Source organism: Pseudomonas sp. P4795, from assembly GCF_048822895.1.
In the GTDB taxonomy this organism is placed as follows: domain Bacteria; phylum Pseudomonadota; class Gammaproteobacteria; order Pseudomonadales; family Pseudomonadaceae; genus Aquipseudomonas.
Genome location: NZ_JBMFBT010000005.1, coordinates 58278 through 77014, shown reverse-complemented (window position 1 = coordinate 77014; position 18737 = coordinate 58278). Strand labels below are relative to the sequence as shown.

At 60.4% G+C, this 18737-nt stretch carries 16 protein-coding genes; 6 read left to right on the top strand and 10 right to left on the bottom strand.

The genetic code is table 11. From position 1 onward, the window contains the following. Positions 1-77: 77 nt before the first annotated feature. The 10 genes from purH to gcbA form a co-directional block, all read right to left on the bottom strand. Positions 78-1685 carry a bifunctional phosphoribosylaminoimidazolecarboxamide formyltransferase/IMP cyclohydrolase gene (gene purH, locus ACOI8A_RS15525; RefSeq protein ID WP_420647093.1) on the bottom strand — a complete coding sequence of 536 codons (1608 nt, stop codon included), beginning with the start codon at positions 1683-1685 and terminating at the stop codon, positions 78-80. Between the two features lie 82 nt (positions 1686-1767). Then, on the bottom strand, positions 1768-2088 hold the full coding sequence (gene fis, locus ACOI8A_RS15520; protein WP_007921650.1) for a DNA-binding transcriptional regulator Fis: 321 nt from the start codon (positions 2086-2088) through the stop codon (positions 1768-1770). Then, positions 2085-3095 (bottom strand): tRNA dihydrouridine synthase DusB, encoded by a 1011-nt coding sequence (gene dusB, locus ACOI8A_RS15515; RefSeq protein ID WP_420647094.1) that lies wholly within the window; start codon positions 3093-3095, stop codon positions 2085-2087. The genes fis and dusB overlap by 4 nt, the downstream gene beginning before the upstream one ends. A gap of 185 nt (positions 3096-3280) precedes the next feature. Next, entirely contained in the window at positions 3281-4540 is a 1260-nt protein-coding gene (locus ACOI8A_RS15510; protein WP_420647095.1) for a DUF3426 domain-containing protein, read from the bottom strand. A gap of 30 nt (positions 4541-4570) precedes the next feature. Continuing rightward, positions 4571-5449, bottom strand: coding sequence for a 50S ribosomal protein L11 methyltransferase (prmA, locus tag ACOI8A_RS15505; protein ID WP_420651290.1), 879 nt, complete (start codon positions 5447-5449; stop codon positions 4571-4573). Positions 5450-5684: 235 nt separating this feature from the next. After that, positions 5685-7043 carry an acetyl-CoA carboxylase biotin carboxylase subunit gene (gene accC / locus ACOI8A_RS15500; RefSeq protein ID WP_420647097.1) on the bottom strand — a complete coding sequence of 453 codons (1359 nt, stop codon included), beginning with the start codon at positions 7041-7043 and terminating at the stop codon, positions 5685-5687. Positions 7044-7060: 17 nt separating this feature from the next. After that, positions 7061-7519 carry an acetyl-CoA carboxylase biotin carboxyl carrier protein gene (gene accB / locus ACOI8A_RS15495; RefSeq protein ID WP_420647098.1) on the bottom strand — a complete coding sequence of 153 codons (459 nt, stop codon included), beginning with the start codon at positions 7517-7519 and terminating at the stop codon, positions 7061-7063. A gap of 24 nt (positions 7520-7543) precedes the next feature. After that, positions 7544-7999, bottom strand: coding sequence for a type II 3-dehydroquinate dehydratase (gene aroQ / locus ACOI8A_RS15490; protein WP_420647099.1), 456 nt, complete (start codon positions 7997-7999; stop codon positions 7544-7546). Positions 8000-8161: 162 nt separating this feature from the next. Beyond that, positions 8162-9205: a methyl-accepting chemotaxis protein gene (locus ACOI8A_RS15485; protein WP_420657785.1), complete on the bottom strand. Its 1044-nt coding sequence runs from the start codon at positions 9203-9205 to the stop codon at positions 8162-8164. A 953-nt stretch (positions 9206-10158) separates the two neighbouring features. Beyond that, positions 10159-11829, bottom strand: a complete 1671-nt coding sequence (gcbA, locus tag ACOI8A_RS15480; protein ID WP_420647101.1) for a diguanylate cyclase GcbA — start codon at positions 11827-11829, stop codon at positions 10159-10161. 237 nt (positions 11830-12066) lie between these two features. Between gcbA and ACOI8A_RS15475 the strand changes: the two genes are divergently transcribed. The 6 genes from ACOI8A_RS15475 to ACOI8A_RS15450 all read left to right on the top strand — a co-directional run bounded on the left by ACOI8A_RS15475 (position 12067) and on the right by ACOI8A_RS15450 (position 18736). Beyond that, a complete protein-coding gene (locus tag ACOI8A_RS15475; protein WP_420647102.1) occupies positions 12067-13134 on the top strand; it encodes a DUF2333 family protein in 1068 nt (355 codons plus the stop codon). A gap of 3 nt (positions 13135-13137) precedes the next feature. After that, positions 13138-13695, top strand: a complete 558-nt coding sequence (locus ACOI8A_RS15470) for an NUDIX hydrolase (RefSeq protein ID WP_420647103.1) — start codon at positions 13138-13140, stop codon at positions 13693-13695. A 174-nt stretch (positions 13696-13869) separates the two neighbouring features. After that, complete coding sequence (locus ACOI8A_RS15465) at positions 13870-14241, top strand: translation initiation factor Sui1 (protein WP_420647104.1); 372 nt, start codon at positions 13870-13872, stop codon at positions 14239-14241. 219 nt (positions 14242-14460) lie between these two features. Further along, complete coding sequence (gene speA, locus ACOI8A_RS15460; RefSeq protein ID WP_420647105.1) at positions 14461-16374, top strand: arginine decarboxylase; 1914 nt, start codon at positions 14461-14463, stop codon at positions 16372-16374. Between the two features lie 233 nt (positions 16375-16607). Then, positions 16608-17945: a type VI secretion system Vgr family protein gene (locus tag ACOI8A_RS15455; RefSeq protein WP_420647106.1), complete on the top strand. Its 1338-nt coding sequence runs from the start codon at positions 16608-16610 to the stop codon at positions 17943-17945. Further along, on the top strand, positions 17942-18736 hold the full coding sequence (locus tag ACOI8A_RS15450; RefSeq protein WP_420647107.1) for a DUF4123 domain-containing protein: 795 nt from the start codon (positions 17942-17944) through the stop codon (positions 18734-18736). Before ACOI8A_RS15455 ends, ACOI8A_RS15450 begins: the two co-directional genes overlap by 4 nt. Position 18737 lies beyond the last annotated feature (1 nt).

Genomic DNA, 18737 nt, shown 5'->3' with positions numbered 1-18737 from the left:
TGCGATCTTTTGACGTTGTTTTTACCATCAAGATCAAAGATCGCAGCCTGCGGCAGCTCCTACAGGGGGAGCGAGTATCAGTGACGGAAGTGGCGCATGCCGGTGAACACCATGGCGATGCCGGCTTCATCAGCCGCAGCAATCACTTCCGCATCACGCATCGAGCCGCCCGGCTGAATCACCGCAGTGATGCCAACCTTGGCCGCGTTGTCCAGGCCGTCGCGGAACGGGAAGAACGCGTCGGAAGCCATGACCGAACCGGCCACCTGCAAACCTGCGTGCTCTGCCTTGATCGCGGCGATACGCGCGGAATTCACACGGCTCATCTGGCCAGCGCCGACACCGATGGTCTGACGGTTTTTGGCGTAGACGATGGCGTTGGATTTAACGTACTTGGCAACTTTCCAGGCGAAGATCAGGTCGTTGATTTCCTGTTCGGTCGGGGCGCGGTTGGTCACGACTTTCAGGTCTTCGCTGCCGATCATGCCAATGTCGCGGCTCTGTACCAGCAAGCCGCCGTTGACGCGCTTGTAGTCCCAGGCAGCGGCACGGTCAGCCGACCACTCGCCGCAGGCCAGCAGGCGCACGTTGGCTTTGGCGGCGACGATGGCGCGCGCTTCTTCGCTGACGCTTGGGGCGATGATCACCTCAACGAACTGACGCTCGACGATCGCCTTGGCGGTTTCAGCATCCAGTTCACGGTTGAACGCGATGATGCCGCCGAACGCCGACTCGGTGTCGGTGGCGTAAGCCAGTTCGTAAGCCTGACGAATGCCACCTTCAGCGTCCGGGCTCACGGCCACGCCGCACGGGTTGGCGTGCTTGACGATCACGCAGGCCGGTTTGACGAAGCTCTTCACGCATTCCAGCGCTGCGTCGGTGTCAGCCACGTTGTTGTACGACAGCTCTTTGCCTTGCAGCTGGGTGGCGGTAGCGATGCCGACTTCGGCCGGCTTGGCTTCCACGTAGAACGCCGCGCTCTGGTGCGGGTTCTCGCCGTAGCGCATTTCCTGAGCCTTGATGAACTGGCTGTTGAAGGTGCGCGGGAATTCGCTGCGACCGGAGGTCGAGAGGGTCTCGGCGGCCTGGTTCACGGTGCCCATGTAGTTGGCGATCATGCCGTCGTAGGCGGCGGTGTGCTCAAATGCCTTGAGCATCAGGTCAAAACGCTGAGCGTAGGTCAGGCCACCGTTTTTCAGGTTTTGCAGGACGTCGGCGTAATCGCTGGCATTCACCACGATTGCTACGTCTTTATGATTTTTTGCAGCCGAACGGACCATGGTCGGGCCGCCGATATCGATGTTCTCGATGGCGGTCGGCAGATCGCAGCCCGGCTTGTTGATGGTGGCTTCAAACGGGTACAGATTGACTGCAACCAGATCGATCGGCTTGATGCCGTGCTCGCTCATGATCGCGTCGTCGATCCCGCGACGACCGAGGATGCCGCCGTGGATTTTCGGGTGCAGGGTTTTCACCCGACCGTCCATCATCTCCGCGAAACCGGTGTAATCCGCGACTTCCACTGCGGCCACGCCGTTGTCCTGCAGCAGTTTGAAGGTCCCGCCGGTGGACAGAATCTCCACGCCCAGGGCTTCCAGCTCCCTGGCGAATTCGAGGATCCCGGTCTTGTCGGAAACGCTGATCAAGGCGCGGCGGATCGGCAGGCGGGTAGTCTGGTCGGTCATCTCAATTTCCATCAAAAGCAAAGGAAGTCAGCAAAAAAGGCGACCGGTTTTACGCGGGCGCCTTTCTGGTTTGATTGAATGCTTACAGCAGATCGTACTGCTTGAGTTTCTTGCGCAGCGTGCCTCGGTTGAGTCCGAGCAGCTCGCTGGCCTTGGTCTGGTTGCCCTTGACGTAGTTCATCACGCTTTCGAGCAGGGGAGCCTCGACTTCGGAGAGCACCAGGTTGTACACATCCGTGACGGCAGCGCCTTCAAGGTGGGCGAAATAATTGTGCAGCGCCTTCTCGACACTCCCGCGAAGGGTCTGGCCTTCTTCGCTCGGCGTATTGAGGTGCTGTTTCAAATTCACGTTGTCGCTCACGGGTGCTGTTCCACTCACTAAAGTCTCGGTCATCATCGTCATGCGGCCACCCCTTCTTCGTCCCCTGTCAGGCTCTTGTAACGCTCGGCGAAGAACTCCCGAACGTTGGCGCATTGTGTTTCCGTACCATCCAAACGATTGAAGTGGGCGCGAAACTCCCTGGCGCCCGGCAAGGTTGCGAGATACCAGCCCACATGCTTCCGAGCAATTCGCACGCCCATCACGTCTCCATAGAAAGCGTGAAGTGCGGCCAGATGCTCCAGCAGAATGCGTTCCACCTCGACCAGTTCCGGCGCCGGCATGATTTCGCCGGTACGCAGGAAGTGTTCGATCTCGCGAAAAATCCATGGCCGCCCTTGGGCGGCGCGGCCTATCAACAGGCCATCGACACCGGTCGCGTCGAGCACGTAGCGGGCCTTTTGCGGTGAATCGATATCGCCATTGGCAAACACCGGGATCGACACGGCCTGCTTGATCGCGGCAATCGTGTCGTACTCGGCTTCACCGGTGTACAGATCGGCGCGCGTGCGGCCATGCACTGCCAGCGCGGTGATCCCGGCCTGCTCGGCGATCTTCGCCACGGTCAGGCCGTTCTTGTTGTCGCGATCCCAGCCCGTGCGGATCTTCAGGGTGACCGGCACATCAACCGCAGCCACGACGGCCTGCAGGATCTCGGTAACCAGTGCTTCATCCTTCAACAGCGCGGAACCGGCAGCCTTGTTGCAGACCTTCTTCGCCGGGCAACCCATGTTGATGTCAATAATCTGTGCGCCCAGTTCGACGTTGGCCCGGGCCGCATCCGCGAGCATCTGCGCATCGCCACCGGCAATCTGCACCGAGCGTGGCTCGGGATCGCCTTCGTGGATCATGCGCATGCGCGACTTGCGGGTGTTCCACAGGCTCATGTCGCTGGTGACCATTTCCGAAACGACAAGCCCTGCGCCCATGCGTTTGCACAACTGACGAAAGGGCTGGTCGGTGACGCCCGCCATAGGGGCGAGAATCAAGCCGTTGCTTAATGTGTATGGGCCGATGCGTACCGCCGACATAGGACTTCCCTGAAGTGGGGCCGGATCATGAGAGTTCGAAAAAGGGTTGGCATGATACCCGCTCTCGATGACTGGAGAAAGGCTGAATTGAACAAAATCTGAACAGTTATTCCGTTATTGCCAGCGGTTTGGTTGGCCGGGGCGAAGTCAGAAAACTGCCGTCAAGCGCGCAGCGGTGAAGCGTTTCACTCGGGCGAGTGGAAACTCAGGCTGTAGTTCACCGCTTTGGGTCCCGGATCGAGGATGTCCAGGGCGATGTGGATCGGCGTCTGCGGCGGCATTTCCGCCATGCCTTCGAGGTCGCCGTTGAGGTATTCGCCGGGTTTGAAGCGGCGGCTGGCAATCAGATGGCCGTTGAGGTCGGCGAAACGCAGTTCGAGTAACGGGAACGGTTGCGAGAAGGTTGCGCGGTTGTAAATGATCGCGTCCACCACCAGTGCACCGCTGAATTCCGGGTGGCTGCGCACCACCAGATTGCTGCTCTTGATCCTGGCTATATCGACTTTTGAGGGCACGCTGCAGCCGATTTGCGGGCACACCTGCTGAAACCACGGGCGGTATTGATCCTGACGCGCCAGCTCATCGAAGTGATAGGCGATGTATTGCCCAGCGAGGCCGGCGGCGGCCAGAGTGATCAGCAACAGCCAGAGAATGCGTCGGCCCCACGGCGAGCGGCGTTTCTGCCAGTCGAGTTGCAGCGGATCATCGGTCAGGTCGTGCAGCGCTTCGGCGCGCACGCTGGTTTCCGGGCGTTCGCGTTTTTGACGCGGCGCTTCGATCAGCGGCAGGTCGTCATCGGCTTCAGCTTCAGGCCTGGCGGAAAAGCGTTCGCGGCGGGCATTCGGGTCGATGGGGTCATGCAGGCGCAGTTGCGGGATCGGCGGTTCGTCATCCAGATCCACCGGCTCCAGCGACAGCGAAGGCTCGGTGCGCGCCGGTTTGCCGGGTTCGTAGTCGACGGCTTCGGGTTCGTCGTCCAGCTTGAGGCTGCGCTCATCGGCCGGTTCGCTGAACAGGCTATCGGACCACGGCGCTTCTTCCGATTCATGATTATCGCGACGGGCGCTGAGCGAATCTTCGCGGGCGCGGCCAAACTCGGTGGTCGGCTGGATTTCGCGCTGTTCGAGGCGAGCGAGCTCTTCGTCCAGATCGAGGCTGTCCAGATCCAGATCGGCGGCGTTCCATTGCTTTTGGCTGATGGCGCGTGGCTCAAATGGTTCGACGACGCTCGGCAGCTCGGCAATCACCGGCGGCTCGGCGACAGGCTGTGCAACCGGCGCAAGCGCTTCCTTGCCAGCACTTTGTTCAAGCAGCTGCTTGGCCGCGTTGAACACTTGCAGGCAAGAGCCACAGCGAACCACTCCGCGCGCCACGCTCAATTGAGCATGGCTGACGCGGAAACTGGTTGAGCAATGCGGGCACTGAGTGACGAAGCTGTCGGTCATGCGACGATCCGGATTAGGCAGGCGGCCATTCTAGCGCCGACGGCCGGTGATGCGTACCCAGCCATCACGATTGGCGATCAGATCGAGATCGAAGTCCTGCGCATAGGCCTGGGCGACTTCTTCGCCTTGCTCGGCGAGGATGCCCGACAGCGCCAGACGCCCGCCGGTCTTGACCAGGCTGGACAGTTGCGGGGCCAGCGATACCAGTGGCCCGGCGAGGATGTTGGCAACCAGCACGTCAGCCTGAACTTGTGGCAGATCTTGCGGCAGGTACAGCGGGAACAGCTCGTCGGCAATGCCGTTGCGCCCGGCGTTGTCGCGCGAGGCTTCCAGCGCCTGCACGTCGATATCGGTGCCGACCGCTTCCTTGGCGCCGAGCAGCAGGGCGGCAATCGCCAGAATCCCCGAGCCGCAGCCGAAATCCAGCACGTTGCAGTCTTTCAGGTCCTGACCGTCGAGCCATTCCAGGCACAAAGCGGTGGTTGGATGCGTACCGGTGCCGAACGCCAGGCCCGGATCGAGCAGCAGATTCACTGCATCAGGTTGCGGCGCGGCGTGCCAGCTCGGCACGATCCACAGGCGCTGACCGAATTGCATCGGCTCGAAACCGTCCATCCAGCTGCGTTCCCAGTCCTGATCTTCGATCACTTCGCTGTGGTGCTCGGGCAGCGGGCTGCCGGTCAGCAGTTCCAGATGGGCCAGAACCGGTGCCGGTTCAGTGCCGCCTTCGAACAGCGCCAACAGATGCGTGTGCGCCCACAGCGGCGTGGTGTTGAGTTCCGGCTCGAAGATCGGCTGATCTTCGGCGTCCATGAAGGTCACCGAAACGGCGCCCACTTCAAGGAAAGCGTCTTCGTAGGTTTCGGCTTGTTCTGGGCTGATGGCGAGACGGACTTGCAGCCAAGGCATGGCGGGCACCTTTGAAAAATATTGATTGCAGCCTAGCGGCCTGCGAGAAGCGCGCAAGTTTACGCGAGCGCAAAGCTTTTGTGGGAGCGAGCTTGCTCGCGAAAGCGGATTGCCAGTCACTTTGATGCTGACTGATGCGCCGCCTTCGCGAGCAAGCTCGCTCCCACAGGTTTTTTGTAATCTGTAGAAACAACAAAGCCGCCCGAAGGCGGCTTTGTCAGGTGCGGGCTGAAGCTTAGTGCTTCTCGGCAGCCAGCTTGTGCTCGAGGTAGTGAATGTTCACGCCCCCTTTGCAGAAGCCTTCGTCACGAACCAGATCCCGGTGCAGCGGGATGTTGGTCTTGATCCCGTCGACCACGATTTCGTCCAGGGCATTGCGCATGCGTGCCATGGCTTCGTCGCGGGTTGCGCCGTAAGTAATCAGCTTGCCGATCAGCGAGTCGTAGTTCGGCGGAACCGCATAACCGCTGTACAGGTGCGAATCGACGCGAACGCCGTTGCCGCCTGGGGCGTGGAAATGCTTGACCGTACCCGGGCTCGGCATGAAGGTTTTCGGGTCTTCAGCGTTGATCCGGCATTCCAGCGAGTGACCGCGGATAACCACGTCTTCCTGGGTGAACGACAACTTGTTGCCAGCGGCGATGCTGAGCATCTCCTTGACGATGTCGATCCCGGTGACCATTTCCGAAACCGGGTGCTCCACCTGAACACGAGTGTTCATTTCGATGAAGTAGAAACGACCGTTCTCGTACAGGAACTCGAAAGTGCCGGCGCCACGGTAGCCGATGTCGATGCACGCCTTGACGCAGCGGGCGAAGACTTCCTGGCGAGCCTTCTCGTCGATGCCCGGTGCCGGCGCTTCTTCGAGAACTTTCTGGTGGCGCCGTTGCAGCGAGCAATCGCGGTCACCCAGATGGATGGCGTGGCCCTGGCCGTCGGAAAGCACCTGAACTTCCACGTGACGTGGATTGGTCAGGAATTTTTCCAGATAGACCATCGGGTTGCCGAACGCTGCACCGGCTTCGGTGCGGGTCAGCTTGGCGAAGGAGATCAGGTCTTCTTCTTTATGCACCACGCGCATGCCGCGACCACCACCGCCGCCAGCGGCTTTGATGATCACCGGGTAGCCGACTTCACGACCAATGCGCAGTGCCGTTTCTTCGTCTTCCGGCAGTGGGCCGTCGGAGCCTGGAACGGTTGGCACGCCTGCTTCGATCATCGCGTGCTTGGCTGATACCTTGTCGCCCATCAGGCGAATGGTGTCGGCTTTCGGACCGATGAACGCGAAGCCGGAATTCTCGACCTGCTCGGCAAAGTCGGCGTTTTCCGCGAGGAAACCGTAGCCTGGGTGAATGGCGGTAGCGCCAGTCACTTCAGCGGCCGCGATGATTGCCGGGATATGCAGGTAGGAGTGAGTGGCAGACGCCGGACCGATGCAAACGGATTCGTCTGCCAGACCCAGGTGCATCAGCTCTTTGTCCGCCTTGGAGTAAACGGCGACGGTCTTGATGCCCATCTCTTTGCAGGCACGCAGAATCCGCAGAGCGATCTCACCGCGGTTGGCGATCAGAACTTTTTCCAACTTCGCAGTCATCAAAGTTTCTCCGCGGTTCAAACGATGGTGAACAGCGGTTGGTCGTACTCAACCGGCTGGCCGTCTTCAACGAGGATGGACTCGATCACACCGCTGGTTTCAGCTTCGATGTGGTTCATCATCTTCATGGCTTCAACGATGCACAGGGTGTCGCCTTTCTTCACGGTCTGGCCAACTTCGACGAAGGACGGCGAGGACGGCGAGGATTTGCGATAGAAAGTGCCAACCATCGGCGAACGGGCAACGGTGCCGTTCAGCGCTGGAGCAGCAGCGGCAACCGGAGCGGCCGCAGCCACTGGAGCTGCGGCAGGTGCAGCAACCGGAGCTTGCATCGGAGCCGGAGCGTAGTACTGCTGCGCCGGAGTCTTGCTGTGGCGGCTGATGCGTACGGACTCTTCGCCTTCCTTGATCTCAAGCTCGTCGATGCCGGACTCTTCCAGCAATTCGATCAGTTTCTTAACTTTACGGATATCCATGAATCATCAACTCCCAAGGGTCGGTCAGGGGCGTATAGCTTGGTGTTCAAGCTGCTCTAGTGCAGCCTCCAGGGCCAGTCGGTAACCGCTGGCGCCAAGGCCGCAGATCACTCCCACCGCTACGTCGGAGAAGTAAGAGTGATGGCGGAAAGGTTCGCGTTTGTGCACGTTGGACAAATGCACTTCGATGAATGGGATGCTCACCGCCAGCAGCGCGTCACGTAAAGCGACACTTGTGTGTGTAAAAGCTGCTGGGTTGATCAGAATGAAGTCCACACCTTCGCCGCGCGCGGCGTGGATGCGGTCGATCAATTCATATTCGGCGTTGCTTTGCAGGTACAGCAGATGATGGCCGGCTTCGCGGGCGCGGCGTTCCAGATCCTGATTGATCTGCGCCAGCGTCGTAGACCCGTAAGTCCCCGGTTCGCGGGTGCCGAGCAGGTTCAGGTTGGGGCCGTGCAGCACCAGTAGCGTTGCCATCTGCGTGTTCCTTGTTATGGGTGAGCCTCGTCAGAACCCGGCGACTATGCCGCAAAGACTTTATGACTGTCCAGTTCTCTGCAATAGCCAGCACGATGACCGATGTTTGCGCAAAGTATGTGACCGGGCGATTAAATCCGGTCATTCGCGACAAGCGCGGTGTCAGACGCGGAAGGCCTGCACGGCTGTGTGCAGTTGTCCGCCCAATGCCAGCAGATTCTCACCTTGCTCGCGGCCCTGGCCGATGCGCAGCAAATTATCCCCACCCAACTGGTGAATGCGTTCGCTGTGATCGCGGATCTCGCTGACGGCGCCGCTCTGCTGAGCGGTGATGTCTGCAATGCGGATCGCCGTGTCGGAAATGGTCTGGATCGCGCCGACTATCTTGTCCAGTGCGCCGTCCGCCGCTTGTGCCTGATTGGCCGTGGCTTCGGCGTGTTCGACTTGTGCGCGCATGCCTTCGACCGATTGCCGGGCAGCGGTTTGCAGGCCGGCGATGAGTGTCTGGATTTCTGCGGTGGCCCCGGCGGTACGTTGCGCCAGTGAGCGGACTTCCTCGGCAACCACGGCAAACCCGCGGCCCATTTCCCCGGCACGCGCCGCTTCAATTGCCGCGTTGAGTGCAAGCAAATTGGTCTGATCGGCAATCGAGCGGATTACCGTGAGTACGCCGCCGATGGTCGCCGACTCTTCGGCCAGATGCTCGATCATCTGCGCGTTGCCTTGCACCTCGCCCACCAGTGCATGCAGGCCAGTGAGGCTTTGGCCGATGACTTGCTGGCCGTGTTCGACCGCCAGCCCGGCATGCCGACTGGCGTCCGCTGCTTGACGCGCATCACCGGCCACTTGCTGGATGGTCGCTTCCAGTTCGCTGAGTGAATCGCGAATCAGCGCGGTATCGCCAGCCTGATGTTCGGCGCCGCTGTGCAAGTCATTGCTCAGGTCGGCGAGTGTGCGGCTGCTGCCGGCGACTTGTTCGGCATTGCCACGAATTGTTCCGACCAGGTCCACCAGATACGCACGCAAGCGGTTGAGCGAGGCTTCGATGTCGTGCAGTTCACGGTTGGTTTTGCCCAGATGAATATCGCCGCTGAAATCACCCTCGGCCCAGGTTGAAAGCGCCGGAGCAAGGTTGGTCAGGGTGCGGGCCAGACGCCGCTGCAAGGTATCGATCAGCAGCGCGATCAACAAAATCAGGCCGATCATCACGCCTTGCATCAGACGGACTTCGCCCTGGATCTGCCCATGTTGGGCGCGCACCACCGGTTCCAGTCCGGCGATGGCTTGCTGCACAGCGGCGATTTTCAAGTGGGTGGCCGCGCTGAGTTCGCTGCGTTTCTGGATTTGATCGCGAGTACGTGACAGTTCGGCCGGATAGCGGCCGAGCAAACTGTTGAGTTCGCGTTTGAGGCCGACGCCGGCATCTTCGGCGACGGCTTTTTCAGTGTTCTCGATGCCCATCATCGCGGCGAAATCGTCGGTGCCGGACTCGCTGCTGGTGACCACGCCAAGCAGCGGCAGGGCGTCAATCGCCTGCGCCTGTGTGCGAATATTGCTCACTTCACGTTCGACATCGGCAGCCAGTTCACTGCGTCCGCTGCTGACCAGTTTGTTGCGCGCCAGCGACAGCTTGCCGAGGTGCTGGGAAGCGGCGAGCAGCGGTGCCAGATAGCTCGCGTTGCCAGTGGCGTAGGTGCTGAGCTGATCGAGACTGGCGCTCAACTCGCGCTCGGCTTGCAACAACAACGCTTGCGGATCGCCCGCGAGTTTGCCAGCGGCCAGCAGATCGCTCTTGCTGAATTCGTCGAGGCTGGAAAGGCTTGGGCGCAAGGTGTCGGCGAGGGCAGGCGGCAGTTCGCCAAGTTCTTTGTGGAGCGCCGCTAAAGCCTGGCTGGCACTGCTCAGGCGCAGGGCGTCGCCGCTGGCGAGGTAGTCCTCGACATTGCGCGCCGCCTCATTCTGAAATTGCTGGGACAACCCCAGGTAACGCTCCATCAGAAGATATGGGCGTTCCAGGGCTTTTTGCGACCACCACAGCGTGGCGCCGAGGGCCACGCACACGGCGACCAGCAACAGGGTGTTGAGATTGGTGAGCAACTTCAGGCGCATGACAGCTACCAACGGCAGAATGGTAAGCGCCTGAATTTATTGCGGTTCTGTTACAGGGTTATGACCGAATGGGTCGATTCCGATGAAAAAGTGGCACTTTGCTTTGAGTCGCGCGCGGCCTGCACCCGATTGCGTCCGCCATCCTTGGCGCGGTACAGCGCCTCGTCGGCCTGGCTGGCCATCATCAGACTGTCGGAGTCATCGCGCATCTCCACCACGCCTGCGCTGAAGGTGCACCACAGATCGTGTGGCTGGGCCGGGTAGTGGATTTCGGCGAAGCGCTGACGGATCTCGTCGAGCACTTTGTGCGCAGATTCAATATCAGTATCGGGCATGACGATGGCGAACTCTTCGCCGCCGTAACGGCCGATGAAATCGGTTTTGCGCAGGCGTTGTTTGAGGAACAGCGCCAGGCTTTTGATCACGCGGTCGCCCATTGGATGGCCGTGGCTGTCGTTGACCCGTTTGAAGTGGTCGATGTCGAGCATGGCAAAACTCAGTGGCTTGTTCTCGCGGCGGGCGCGGAACGAGCAGTCTTCAAGCAATTGCAGGATGTGCGTGTGGTTGTACAGGCCGGTGAGGCTGTCGCGGACCATCCGCGCTTTTAGATTGCGAGCGCGGGCGGCGCGGTTGCGCACCGTGGTGATCAGGTGGCGCGGCTTGATCGGCTTGGTCAGGAAGTCGTCGCCGCCCTCGCTCATGGCGTCGAGCTGCTTGTCCAGATCGTCTTCGGCCGACAGGTAAATGATCGGCACGCTGACGTAACGATCATTATGCCGGATGACCTTGGCCAGTTCGGTGCCGGTACAGGCCGGCATGTACATGTCGAGGATGATCAGATCCGGCTGGAAATCCGCCAGTTCGGCCATCGCCTGAATCGGTTCGATCAAGGTGCGGGTGACGATCCCGGCGCTGTTGAGCAGGCGCTCGGTGTGCATGGCCTGGGCGCGCGAGTCGTCGATGATCAGCACTTTATAAGGTTCGTATTGGGCGACGCAGGTCAGGACTTCGATTTTCTCCAGCAGGCTCGAGGCTTCGAGGGTGCCGGTGAGGAATTCCTGGCCACCGGCACGCACGGCGGCGAGACGGGTCGGGGTGTCGGTTTCGTGCAGGCTGAAAAACAGCAGCGGCAGCGGTTCATCCAGACCAACCTGCGCTTCCGCGGCCAATTTAAGACCGACGCCGGCACCGCTGAAATCCACGTCCATGACGATCGCCGCCGGCAGGCGCTCGACCATCGATGAGCGAAACGCTGCCACGCTGTCCAGCGCCTGGGCGCTCAGACCGAAAAACTCCAGCTGCTTGGCCAGACGCTCGGCGCGATCATGATCCTGCAGCATCACGTAGATCGGCTTGCGCAGCGGCGGCAGGAAGGTCTGATCGAGTTGATCGCCATGACGCAGGCCGGTGCGCGACAGACGCTGCATCAAACGGTTGAGGTCGGTAATCAGTCCGCTGCTCAGGCGTCCGCGATTGGCGTCCACGGCTTCCAGCGACTGGCTGATATGGTGCGCCAGATGCGTGTGTTCGGGCTGTTCGAAGCGCTCGGCGAAACGCAGCAGGCGCAGATTCGCCTCGCTCAGTTCGGCGAGGTCGGCGGTGGACCATTCGCTGCGTTGCAGGCGCTGCCATATCTCAAGAATCTGACGTGCCTGATGAATTACCCGCTGGGCAAAATGGTGCTTGAGGCGCTCACGGCTGGGGTCTTCTGGCTCGGTCATATCCTGACTACTAGTTAGGGTGCATGCTGAGATCGACTGGTGGCTCTATGCTAGCACCTCTTTCCGGTTACATGAGTGTCGTGCGTCAATAATCTGCTGCCGAGCACAATTCAGTTTCTGACCCACGGGTTTCGCTCGGCGAAACACCGACTGTCAAATATGACGGGTGCCAGCCCTTGGCACGTTGTTGTATGGTTGTGGTCGAACCGTTGAACCCAAGTTTGAAAGGATATCGCCATGCTGGACTGGAAGAACCGCGCGGGCAGTGCGCCTGAACGTGCCGCTGCGCCCAAGTCGGCCACCCGCAGTTACGTCGGCGGCTTGCTGTTCAGCCGCGCGCTGGCCACGCTGGTCGGCATTTATCTGCTGGTGACCATTGGCCTGGGCTGGTACTGGAGTCAGGAGCCGGCGCTGTTTCCGGTCGCGCAAAACGCGCAGGTTGCCGCCGAGAAAGAAGGCAAGCAAATGGTGGTCGGCTACACCACGGTCGAAACCCTCAAGACTGTCGCCGGCACGTTGCTGAGCAAGCCGGGCGGCTACATTTCCAACGACCGTTTCCCCCCGGGCCTGTGGATGGACAACATGCCGAGCTGGGAATATGGCGTGCTGGTCCAGGTCCGCGACCTGAGTCGCGCATTGCGTAAAGACTTCGCCCGCTCGCAGTCGCAGTCGGCCGAAGATGCTGATCTGGCCAAGGCCGAGCCGCGTTTCAACTTCGACAACAAGAGCTGGATTCTTCCTTCCAGCGAGTCGGAGTATCAGGAAGGCATCAATTCCTTGAGCCGCTATCAGGCACGCCTGTCTGACCCGACCCAGAAAAACGCGCTGTTCTACGCCCGCGCCGACAACCTGAACAACTGGCTCGGCGATGTCGGCACCCGTTTGGGTTCGCTGTCGCAACGTCTGTCGGCCAGCGTCGGGCGGGTCAAGCTCAACACCTCGCTGAAAACCGAAGTGCCGGCTGTAGGTCAGGTGCCACAGGTTGACGAGGAAGTCGTCGAAACTCCGTGGATGCAGATCGACAACGTGTTCTACGAAGCCCGCGGTCAGGCTTGGGCCTTGTCCCACTTGTTACGTGCCATTGAAGTCGACTTCGCCGATGTGCTGGCGAAGAAGAACGCCACCGTCAGCGTGCGCCAGATCATTCGTGAGCTGGAAGCATCGCAAGAGCCGGTCTGGAGTCCGATGATCCTCAACGGCAGCGGCTTCGGTGTACTGGCTAACCACTCGCTGGTCATGGCCAACTACATCTCCCGGGCCAATGCTGCTGTGATCGATTTGCGTCAACTGCTCAATCAGGGCTGAGTCATGGACGAAAGCGCCAAAGAGGCGGCACACCGCGCCGCCTCGGATGCCGAACAGATCGCGTGGGTCGACGAGCAGGACAACCTGCTCGGTTCTCTGGTGCGCGCCGATTTGCGCGAACGCGGGCTGATCGGGCGCGGCACTTACATCATGTTGTTCAACTCTGTCGGCGAGTTGTGTGTTCACCGGCGTACCTTGAGCAAGGCGATTTATCCGGGTTACTGGGACGTCGCGGCTGGCGGCATGGTGCAAGCCAACGAAACCTACGCCGAATCGGCAGCCCGTGAGCTCGAAGAAGAACTCGGCGTGAGCGGGGTAGAGCTGACCGCCCACGACCATTTCTACTTCGAAGACACCGGCAATCGCCTGTGGTGTTCGGCGTTTTCCGCGGTGTGGGACGGCCCGTTGATTCTGCAACCCGAGGAAGTGCTCGAAGCGCGCTTCATTCCCATCGAACAAGTCATGCAGGAAATCCGGCAAAAGCCTTACTGCCCGGACTCTCTCGCCGCGTTGAAGCGCTATCTCAAGGCTCAGGGGCACGACGTCGCAAACAACACATAAATTGGCGCCGATTGGCTCTTAGCAAGTCGGCTTTTTGCCGTTACACTGCGCGACCTTTTCAAACTGCAGCGGCAATGCCGATGCAGTAGCGCTGCCCCTGCCTGAGTGGGGCTTCGCGGTCGATAGCCTTGCCCAAGGCTGCGATCAGTCTTTGTCCTCCCAAGAGGATTGCCGGTGGCCAAAAAAGCCGCATCCTTCGCCGCCCTTGGCGGTCTGGTATTTTCCACCGACGCAGGTCGTCATTGCCCGGATTGCAGTCAACCGGTGGACGCCTGTATCTGCAAACAAACCCTGATCCCGGCCGGCGACGGCATTGCCCGCGTACGCCGCGAGAGCAAGGGCCGTGGCGGCAAGACGGTGACCACCATCACCGGCGTGCCATTGGCCGAAGAGGCGCTCAAGGATCTGGCCACAACGTTGAAGAAACGTTGCGGCACCGGCGGCGCGCTCAAAGACGGGATCATTGAAATCCAGGGCGATCATGTCGAGCTACTCTTGGCCGAGTTGATCAAGCTCGGTTTCAAGGCCAAGAAGTCCGGCGGCTAGCAGCCTCTGTGAAAACCACCCGCGGCTTGTCTCAGTCCCCAGTGTGTTCGGGTCTGACGTCGTTTCCATGGTTTTCACAGAGCCTGTTCATGACCGGTTTCTAAACTCAACGCTGTCAGCGTGGTCTACCACCGCGCTGACGAACCGTCATTTTCATTCTTTAGACTGCGCCGGCCTGAACTCAGGCGACGCACAATGACTTCTTTATAGGGGACTTCGATGTCCGTACGACGCACACGCAAAGACGATGGCAGCCAATGGACAGTTGCGGACAGCCGCAGTGTTTACGGGATTCGCCATTGGGGGGCCGGATATTTCGCGATCAATGAAGCCGGTCGCGTCGAAGTTCGTCCGAACGGACCGAGCAGCTCGCCTATCGACCTGTTCGAGCAAGTCGATCAACTGCGCAAAAGCGGTTTGTCCTTGCCGTTGCTGGTGCGCTTCCCTGACATCCTGCAAGACCGCGTGCGCCAGTTGACCGGTGCTTTCGATGCGAACATTGAGCGCCTGGAATACCAGAGCAAGTACACCGCGCTGTACCCGATCAAGGTTAACCAGCAGGAAGCAGTGATCGAAAACATCATTGCTACCCAGGACGTGTCGATCGGTCTGGAAGCCGGCTCCAAGCCTGAGCTGCTGGCCGTGCTGGCACTGGCGCCAAAGGGCGGCACCATCGTCTGCAACGGTTACAAGGATCGCGAATTCATCCGTCTGGCGCTGATTGGCCAGAAGCTTGGCCACAACGTGTTCATCGTGATCGAGAAAGAATCCGAAGTTGCGCTGGTGATCGAAGAAGCTGCTTCGCTCAAGGTCAAGCCGCAGGTTGGTTTGCGCGTGCGCCTGTCATCGCTGGCTTCGTCGAAGTGGGCTGATACCGGTGGCGAGAAATCCAAGTTCGGTCTGTCGGCAGCGCAGTTGCTGTCGGTAGTCGAGCGTTTCCGCGCAGCGGGTCTGGATCAGGGCATTCGCCTGCTGCACTTCCACATGGGTTCGCAGATTGCCAACCTGGCTGACTATCAGCACGGCTTCAAGGAAGCGATCCGTTACTACGGTGAGCTGCGCAACCTCGGCCTGCCGGTCGATCACATCGACGTTGGCGGTGGTCTGGGCGTCGATTACGACGGTACGCACTCGCGTAACGCCAGTTCGATCAACTACGACATGGACGATTACGCCGGTGTCGTGGTCGGCATGCTCAAGGAATTCTGCGATGCGCAGAACCTGCCGCACCCGAACATCTTCTCCGAGAGCGGCCGTTCGCTGACTGCGCACCACGCCATGCTGGTGGTGCAGGTGACCGACGTCGAGAAACACAACGACGACGTGCCGCAGATCGACAACAAGGAAGAGCTGCCGGAAACCGTGCAGTGGCTGGTTGACCTGCTCGGCCCTACCGACATCGAAATGGTCACCGAAACCTACTGGCGCGCTACGCACTACATGAGCGACGTGGCCGCGCAGTACGCCGACGGCAAACTGACCCTGGCCCAAAAAGCCCTCGCCGAGCAGTGCTACTTCGCTGTATGCCGTCGCCTGCACAACTCGTTGAAAGCCCGTCAGCGTTCGCACCGTCAGGTGCTCGACGAGCTCAACGACAAGCTCGCCGACAAGTACATCTGCAACTTCTCGGTATTCCAGAGCCTGCCGGACACCTGGGCCATCGGCCAGGTTCTACCGATCCTGCCGCTGCACCGTCTCGATGAAGAGCCGCTGCGTCGCGCGGTATTGCAGGATCTGACCTGCGACTCCGACGGCAAGATCAAGCAATACGTCGACGAGCAGAGCATCGAGACCAGCCTGCCGGTGCACGGTTTGAACGAGGGCGAGGACTACCTGCTGGGTATCTTCCTGGTCGGCGCGTATCAGGAGATTCTCGGCGACATGCACAACCTGTTCGGTGACACCGACTCGGTGAACATCTACCAGAACGCTGACGGCAGCGTGTACCACGCCGGGATCGAAACCCACGACACCATCGAAGACATGCTGCGTTATGTGCACTTGTCGCCGGAAGAACTGATGACCCACTACCGCGACAAGTGCGCCAGTGCGCGCATCAGCCCGACCGAGCGCACGCAGTTCCTCGATGCCTTGCGTCTGGGCCTGACCCGCTCCTCCTACCTGTCTTCCTGAGACCAGGTTTCAATCGCACCAGGTTGTCTGAAATTGTCCCGCGCGCAGCGGAAGTTTCAGATGATCTGGTGGGATTTCTCTGTTTTTTCTGCGTGAAACGGCCTGCTTCCTGACAGGGGAAGTGATGTCGTCTGCTTTTCGCGTAGGTCATTTCCTAAGTTGTACTTCGCCTCTCTACTCGGCCATGGCTCTCGGCGAGAATCCCCGCCCGCCCCTCCTGTAGAGAATCGCCCATGTTCGATCCAGCCGACGAGCCGTCGTTTCGCCTCGATGTAGCGGGTCTGTCCGCCCCGTTCGAAGTCCTCGCTTTCACCGGTTGCGAAGCCATCAGCGAACCCTTTGCGTTTGAAATCGATCTGTTGATCGATGATCCGCATCTGGATCTCGCTGGGTTGCTGTATCGCTCGGCACAACTGTTTTTCGGGCCGAAGGGCAACCGCGTACATGGGCAGTTGCACAGCCTCGTTCAACACGAGCACGGTCACGGTGCGCGATTATGTCGGGCGCGGCTGGCGCCGAAACTCAGTTGCCTCAATCTGCGTTTCAGTCGGCGTATTTTCAGTGGCCAATCGGTGCCGCAGATCCTCGACCAGGTGCTCAAGGAGCACGGCATCACCGGCGCGCAGCGTCGCTTTGACCTGCATGCTGATTACCCACCGCGCAGTTTTTGCACGCAATACCGTGAGTCTGATCTGCAACTGGTACAACGCTTGTGCACACAAGCGCAAATTCACTATCACTTCGAACATGCTCAAGACGGGCATTGCCTGGTGTTTGGCGATGATCCGCAACGCATGCCGCGGGTTGACGTAGCAGCGGTCGACGACGAGGGCAACAGTGGTGCGCCGGCCGTGCGCCGCTGGCAAATGCGCGAGGACGTCAGTCAGCGCTGGTCGAAAGTAAAGTCGGCCCAGGGATTTTCCGATCAGTCGACGCTGCGCAGCGGCCGCTGGTTGAGCATGTCTGGCGACCCGTCGAATCCTTGCCCTGCCAACTGGCTGCTGACCCGTATCGAGCATCGCGCCGATCAGGCGCTCGAACCGCCCTACAGCAACCTGATTCGGGCTACCGACCGCTGGCACGGTGTCTCGAGCGCTGCATGTTCGAGGTTGCACATGCAGGGGCTGCAACGCGCATGGGTGGTGACAGTTGACGAGCCGCAACCTGATTGCCTGCGGCCGGTCGCCGTGCAGTTCGACTGGCTCTATCAGGGCGAGGGGGCCACGCCCAGCCATTGCTGGTTGCCACTTGCGCCGGCATTGGCTGATACGCCGCCGGCGCTGTTGCGTGAAGGCGCCGAAGTGGTGGTGAGTTTTCTTGAAGGCGATCCCGATCAGCCGATCATCAGTGGGGTGCTCCAGCCGTGTGCGCTGCAGTCCGACCTCCAGGAGGAAGAACCGCTGTCCGCGCCTGAAAAGCTCGCGACCGAAGGCATGGCGCAATGGCTGGCCGCTGCCGAACCGTTGCTGCTGTTGTGTCTGATACCCGGTGGTGGCAGTTTCAGTCATTGCCCGCAGGCGTTATGCAGCTGTCGGCTGGTTGCCGGGCTGAATCCGGGCGACGGGAGATGAGCGGCGCAGCGCCCGGGCAGAATGCGCAATGGTTGATGCTGGATGTCGCAGATTCACCGCGAGCCTTGCCGATGCTGCAACGCGGATTCAATCACGTACCGCGCCTGCGATTGTTCGATGGCACCGAGTTTGAACCCTTGGGTGAGCGGGGGCCGCTGTTGATCGATTTGCGCGCTTGCCCGGCGCTGTCAGCCTTGTGTCACTCCGACCCGCAGACCTGGCATGGACTGCTGCTGGGCAGCGCAGCGCCAGAGGAACAATTGCGCAGCCACCTGCAGCGCATGCTCACCGTCTCGGTCGGCCTGAATCACCGCGCGCTGCTCAATTATTACAATCGCCAGGTTGCCAGCTATTTTTTCGATGCCTGCGATGCCCGGCAACTCAGCCGCTGGCTCGGACCGCTCGGCTGGGTTCGCTGGTTCGGCGGTACGTGGGCCGACCGCGCGAACGGCAGTCAGGGTTGGCAGCAACTGCGCAATCCGCAGTTGCAGGTCGAATCGCTGGGTATCGAAGAAAGCCTCACGCGTGGTCAGCGTGAGCGCCTGCAAAGTTGCCTGTTGGATCAGCACCTCTGGCGCTGGAGTCGATCAGTTGGAACCGACTACACATCGCTGTCCTCCCATTTACAGCAGGGCCAGGCGCTGGGTTTCAGCGAACGCGCGGTGCTCGACGACTGGTTGTGGCTACGCTTGCAGCATCCGCGTGCACTGCTGGTGCAACCGCCGTCGGGGCTGAGTCAGGCGCAGCGGCTCGAGTATCTGCGGCAACACTGGCAAAACCATCAACCTTGAG